At 68.5% G+C, this 5,707-nt stretch carries 5 protein-coding genes and 1 pseudogene; 4 read left to right on the top strand and 2 right to left on the bottom strand.

Annotated elements, in window-relative coordinates:
- A partial coding sequence (locus VD972_RS16205) for a serine hydrolase domain-containing protein (RefSeq protein ID WP_324987902.1) occupies nucleotides 1-1,369 on the top strand: 1,369 nt, incomplete at its 5' end.
- A 9-nt stretch (nucleotides 1,370-1,378) separates the two neighbouring features.
- Here VD972_RS16205 and VD972_RS16210 read toward each other — a convergent pair.
- Nucleotides 1,379-1,747, bottom strand: coding sequence for an MmcQ/YjbR family DNA-binding protein (locus VD972_RS16210; protein ID WP_324987904.1), 369 nt, complete (start codon nucleotides 1,745-1,747; stop codon nucleotides 1,379-1,381).
- Nucleotides 1,748-1,844: 97 nt separating this feature from the next.
- Here VD972_RS16210 and VD972_RS16215 point away from each other — a divergent pair, with 97 nt between their 5' ends.
- Nucleotides 1,845-2,975, top strand: a complete 1,131-nt coding sequence (locus VD972_RS16215; protein ID WP_324987907.1) for a hypothetical protein — start codon at nucleotides 1,845-1,847, stop codon at nucleotides 2,973-2,975.
- A gap of 89 nt (nucleotides 2,976-3,064) precedes the next feature.
- The gene (locus tag VD972_RS16220) at nucleotides 3,065-3,610 is read left to right on the top strand and encodes a DUF6855 family protein (RefSeq protein WP_324987910.1); all 546 of its coding nucleotides are present in this window, start codon (nucleotides 3,065-3,067) and stop codon (nucleotides 3,608-3,610) included.
- 146 nt (nucleotides 3,611-3,756) lie between these two features.
- Here the strand turns inward: VD972_RS16220 and VD972_RS16225 are convergent, their stop codons facing one another.
- Nucleotides 3,757-5,328, bottom strand: coding sequence for a tetratricopeptide repeat protein (locus tag VD972_RS16225; RefSeq protein ID WP_324987913.1), 1,572 nt, complete (start codon nucleotides 5,326-5,328; stop codon nucleotides 3,757-3,759).
- Nucleotides 5,329-5,470: 142 nt separating this feature from the next.
- Between VD972_RS16225 and VD972_RS16230 the strand changes: the two are divergent.
- Nucleotides 5,471-5,707: pseudogene (locus VD972_RS16230) on the top strand (hypothetical protein); the annotation flags it as partial.

A 5,707-nucleotide genomic window follows, 5' to 3' on the forward strand; every position in this document is an offset into this window, starting at 1 on the left:
TGGGGTGAGCGCGCTCGTCCTGCTGCTGGTGGCCCTGGCCAGGGCGGAGGCAGCGGACGCGGCGCTGGAGAAGGAGCTCGAGGCCAGCATCACCCGTGCCATCGAGGACGAGCTGCGCGAAGCCCAGGTGCCGGGCGCGGCGGTGGCCATCCTCCGAGACGGTGATCAGGTCTACCTCCGCGCATTCGGAGTGCGCAGCCTCGAGGAGGCCACCCCCGTCACGCCAGACACCCTCTTCCGCCTTGGCTCCACCACGAAGATGATGACCGCTCTCGTGGCGCTCGATGCCGCCGCTCAAGGGCGATTGGGCCTGGAGACCCCGGTGCGGACCTACGTGAAGGACCTGCACCCGGCGCTCGGCAAGCTCACCCCGAAGCTGCTGCTCACACACTCGGCGGGCCTGCGCGAAGCCTCTCCCTCGGTGCAGTCGAGGGACGACTCGGGCCTCGGGGAGATGGTCCGTGGTTGGAAGGGGGACTACCTGTTTGCCCCACCGGGAGACGTCTTCTCATACAGCGGTCCAAGTTACTGGCTCGCGGGGCTCACCTTGGAGCGCGTCTACGGCAAGCCTTACGCCGAGGTCATGCGCGAGCGGCTCTTCCAGCCCCTGGAGATGGCCCGCAGCACGCTGCGTCCGCTCGAGGCCCTCACCTGGGACTGCTCTCAGGGCCACGAGGAAGCCGGCGGCGCGCTGAAGGTGGTCCGCCCCATGGCCGAGAACACCGCCATGTACCCTGCGGGCTCGGCGTTCTCCTCGGCGCGAGAGCTGGTGAAGTTCACCGGCGTGATGCTGAACGGCGGCATGGCCGACACACGCAGGGTGTTCTCCGAGCAGACCGTGCGCCAGTTCTTCACCTCGATCGTGCCCCTGCCCGGAGAGGCCGAGGCGCGGTACGGCTTCGGGCTGGTGAGCTACCCTGTCGGAGGGACCCCGGTCTTCGAGCACGGAGGTGTTCGCCGCGGCTATGGCTCCCACATCCGCTTCCTCCCCGAGCGCCGGGGCGCCATCATCCTGCTGACCAACAAGAACGGCGTCACCCTGCGCAAGTCCCTGGGCCACATCTCCCAGGCCGTCTTCGGCCTGCCCGATGAACCCGAGCGGAAGGCCGAGGCAGCTCCGCTCACCGCCTCCGAGGCAGAGCGCTACACCGGAACCTACGTGCACGCGGATCTCGTGCGCTTCACCGTGTCCTGGGATGGCCAGCAGCTCGTGCTGAAGACCGACTCGGCGCAGCCGCTCGAGCGCATGCGCCAGGACACGTTCCGGACGAAGGAGGGCCAGGAGCTGGCGTTCGTCTTCAAGCCGGGACAGACACGAGCGCGCTACCTCCACATGGACATGCTGACCGCGATCCGGCCCAGCAAGTAGCCACTCCTGTCACGGCTGGCGTCGCGGCGGTCGCGCCTCCCGCGCCGCATCGAGCTGCTTCACCAGCGTCCGCGGCGCCTTGAGCAGCCAGCCCTGCTTGAGCCGGAGCCGGCACTCGGGCACGCGCAGATTCGCCAGCCTCGCCAGCACCGCGGGCCAGCCGCGGTAGTGATCCGTGATGAAGTAGAGCTCGGGCCGGGCCTGGATGAGGAACTCCTGCTCGTCGACGCTCTCCAGCAGGAACACCACCGACTGGCCGTCTTCCTTCAGGCGCACGAACGACTTGCCGCGAACCTTGAGCGCCGGTGTGCGGAACCAGATGCCCTCTACGACTTCGGGCAGCTCGCAGCCAAGCTCGACCAGTTGCTCCCACTTCATGGGACCATCCTACACGGGACCCGCTCCACCCAAGACCCGTCGTCGTGGGAAGAGAGACCTCTTGGTCAGTTCGTGCGAGGTTGGGCAAATCCCTATGATGAGCACTCCATCCCCTGGCAACAACGAGGCTCCTCCTTCGCACAGCCCAGCGGGTCCTGACGATCCGGCTGAGCCGGAATATCAACGGGCTGCCTCGGCCGCGCTCGTCGTCAGCATCATCTCCCTGCTCACGGCGCCCCTCTGGATTGTTGCCGGCATCTTCTTCCACAAGTTCGCATTCTTCCTGGCGGGGATCCCCGGCCTCCTGTCGCTCGTGCTGGGCTTCCGGGCGCTCAACCTCTCAGCCGAGGCGCCCACAGGGACCAAGCGCGGCATTGTATCGGTCGCGCTCGGCCTCCTCTCCTTCGTCATCTCCCTGCTCTCGAGCGGGATCGGCGTGGCGATTGCCAACTTCGAGTTCCGAAGGATGGATGGGCGGGCGCTCCGCATTCGAGGACGGCCCGTGACGGCGGAAAGAGCCCACGACGACGCGTGGTCGGTGGACGACGCACCTACAGTGTCCTCCCCGGATGTGGAGACCCAGGGGATGCTTGCAGCCGCGTGGGAGGCGGACGCCAGGACAGAGCACGCCTCGATCGCGGCTTTCGCCCGGCTCTCTCTGGACCTCATGGCGGCGGGAGCCCCGCCTCACCTCATCGAAGCCTCTCTCAGCGCCGCCCTCGATGAGGTACGTCACGCCACGCGGGCCTACTCCCTCGCATCGGGGTACGCGGGAAGCCCCCGGGGGCCAGGGCCGCTCCCTGAGGTTGCGACGGCTCCAGGAGGGCTCTCCCGCCTCGCCATGGAGACCGTCGTCGATGGCTGTTTTGGCGAAGGGCTCGCCGCTGCTTGCGCTCGCGAGGCCGCGGAGGACGCGCTGGACCCTGTCGTTCAGGCGCATCTCTCCGCAGTCGCTTGGGATGAGGGCAGACACGCGGAGCTCGCGTGGGCCGTTCTGGCCTTCTGTCTCGCGCGTGGCGGCACACCGGTGCGCCTCGCCACCGAGCGCGCTCTCGAAGCCTGTGCCCGCGGCGCTCTGCCCATTCCGGAGAGCACCCTCTCGCTGGATGGCAGGCTCGCTCCCGCGAGAATCGCAACGCTCAGCGTCTCTGTTCGGCGGGAGGTCGAGGCGCGGGCACGCATCCTCTGTGGCACGGCTCCCATGGCCGCAGAAGCGCCATCGGCGTAGGGCGATCTGACCTGGTGGTTCCAGCTGACATAGAGTTGCCACCTCCACGGTCGGCATTCGACCCGCTGGGAATCCACGTGAGGGACTCCATGGCATCCAAGAAGAAAACTCCGGCCAAGAAGGCTCCAGCCAAGAAGGCTCCAGCCAAGAAGGCTCCGGCCAAGAAGGCTCCGGCCAAGAAGGCCGCGGCGAAGACGCCCTCAGCCAGGAAGCACGGCCCGGGCGCAGGCGGCCTCGGAACACGTGAGCAGCCTTGGGTGCTCAAGACCCCTCCCGGGACGTCGGAGTTCCAGGCTTTCCGAGACGACACCCTGGACCCGCCCGCGCTCATCGTCCGCGTGGGGTCGACCGAGCTGCGCTACCACCTTCGCTGCATCGAGGACCTGCACGCCCAGCTCGTCGCCCACGGCGACTGGATGGCGCTGGGGGGCGCGGATGAGCAGAAGCCCGCCGCAGAGGGAAGTGTAGAGGCGTGGGGGCGCTCTCCGAAGAACCCCGTGGGTGGCTGGTACGGCCTCAAGAAGGGCCTCCGCGGACGCTTCGGCGTGTACGTGCCTCCGGTACTCGAGAAGCTTGGGCTCGCCGAGGTCGAGCACCAGCCCAAGAACAATCGGATGCGCGCTCGAACCCCGTAGGGGCTCACGCCAGCCCGCTGGCCCACAGCTGCTTCGAGCGCACCCCGGCGGCGCGCTCTGAGCGAACCTGTCTGCTTGTCTGACAGGTTCGCCTGGCTCGCCTCCGGTGCTCGCCGGGCAGCGCCCGCTGCTCGACGCGTGCCTGGCTACGAGGCAGCAGCGTCCAGCTCCTCGAAGAGGGAGAGGATCTCGGCAGTGACGCCCCGGTCATCCAGCTCCTGCTCCGCCTCCAGCCCGTAGCGCCGGGCGAGGTACTCCGTGTACGCGCAGGCGAAGAACTCGTCCTCGTTCTGCTTCTGGTACTCGGAGCCGACGTAGCCGGTACGCGCCGCGCGCCGGAGCAGCTTCTGGACGCGGGCTCGGAGCTGAGCGGGCCCGGCGAAGAGGGCCAGGTGCGCGAACTCGTGGGCGAGCACCCACCCGTGGGCCCCAGGCGCCAGGCTCAAGAGTCCTTCGATCTTGGAGATGGCCATGTTCCCCACGGCGACACCGTGGAGCGCCTCGAACGCCCGGTGATCGTCTTCCGCGCGCTCGTCCTTCCACTCGGCGAGCTCGGGCAGGTCCGAGGCACGCACATCGAGCGGAAGGATCCGGACGTGGTACCCCTCCTCGGCCAGCCGCGGCAAGAGCTGGCGCAGCGGGAGCACCGAGGCGTGCACGACGCGGCGCTCCCGCGCTGTCAGCGCCGGCCAGTCCGGGAAGACGCGCTCGAGCCCCTCCAGGGAGCTCACCTCAGGCAGGTGTTTCAAGGCCCCGAGGACATCCTGCTGATCGAGCTCCATCGCCGCGCCCTTCCCCAGCAGCGGCGCGAAGTCGTCCGGGGAGAGCTCGTGCGCCCGCTCGAAGTGCTTCAAGGCGTCGCGGAACCGGCCCTCGCGGAGGGTCATCATGCCTCGCTGGACGTGTCCGACACTGTCCGAGGCGTCGCTCCGCAGCCTCTCGTCCGAGAGCGCCTGCAGCTTCTCCAGGGGGAGCAGCGCGAGGCTCGGAGCACGACAGGGGGCTCCCAGCATCTGGTGCGCCGCGAGCAACGTGAAGTTCACGCCCGCACGTGGGTCCAGCTTCCGCCGACGCGCCGCGTCCACGACCACCGCCTCGCGGCCATGCACGGCGGCAAGGACCTCCGAGTGGAGCGCATCGACTTCCATGGACTCGTCGCCCTGCACCGGCTGGCCATAGGACAGGGAATCGCTGCGCGCCATCGCATCGTAGAGCGCCAGGGCGCGCTCCAGCGGGGGCAGTGCCTCCTCCATGCGCCCCTGAGCGAAGCGAGCCTTTCCGAGCAGACACAGGAGCCGCGGCTCTGGCGCCTCCTCCGCGGGAGAGAGGATCGTCTCCGCCTCGGCGGCACAGTCCAGCTCGATGAGCTGATCGGCCAGCTCTGCCATCACGTCGATGCGGCGCGGGTAGCGGGTGTACAGCGTCCGCAGCCGCTCGACGGAGGAGCGCAACCGGCCGGACTCAGCCTCCAGCCGAGCCAGCAGCCACGTCGCGTCATCGTGCTGGGGTGAGCGCGCCAGGGCCTGCTGGAGCAGCTCGCGCGCGGTGGCCGGCTGATCGCTGGCACAGGCCTGGGCCAGGTCAACCAGGGCATCGGCCCGGAGTTGCTCGCCCGAGCTGGAGACGAGCGCGAGCGCCTTCTTGCGCTCACCCTCCCTCAGCAACCGCCGCACCCCGCGCGCAAGGCGCCAGGAACGGAACGCATCACCCAGTCCCATGTGTGCTCATTTGCCCGGAACAGCGAGCCCCTTCAAGACCCAACCCCTTGCATGGGGCGCTGGACAGCAGACCGGATCCTGCGCCAGACTCACCAGGTCAGTCCACTTCTGGGTGACCTGATACGTTGGGGGGTTGATCAAGATGACGCTCTTGGACAGTCCGCTGCACCAGGTCCGCGAGTGGAAGGTCCTGCGCCTCTTGGGAAAGGCTCGAAACGGGACCTTTTACGAGGTCGAGCGAGCGGGCCACCGCTCGGTGATGAAGTGGGTGGCCCCGGGGCTGGAGAATGAGGACCTCGTCAAGAGCGAGGTCGACTGTCTGCAGCGGGTCGCGGGCCCGCTCTTCGTCGCGTTGGAGGCCCATGATCGCTGGCCGGAT

It is taken from the genome of Hyalangium sp. (assembly GCF_035629615.1).
Classification (GTDB): domain Bacteria; phylum Myxococcota; class Myxococcia; order Myxococcales; family Myxococcaceae; genus Hyalangium.

Coding starts and splice junctions, on each gene's coding strand:
- VD972_RS16210 (WP_324987904.1), bottom strand. CDS start 1,747: ATGAAGTGGGAGCAACTGGTCGAGCTTGGCTGCGAGCTGCCCGAAGTC.
- VD972_RS16220 (WP_324987910.1), top strand. CDS start 3,065: ATGGCATCCAAGAAGAAAACTCCGGCCAAGAAGGCTCCAGCCAAGAAG.
- VD972_RS16225 (WP_324987913.1), bottom strand. CDS start 5,328: ATGGGACTGGGTGATGCGTTCCGTTCCTGGCGCCTTGCGCGCGGGGTG.
- VD972_RS16215 (WP_324987907.1), top strand. CDS start 1,845: ATGAGCACTCCATCCCCTGGCAACAACGAGGCTCCTCCTTCGCACAGC.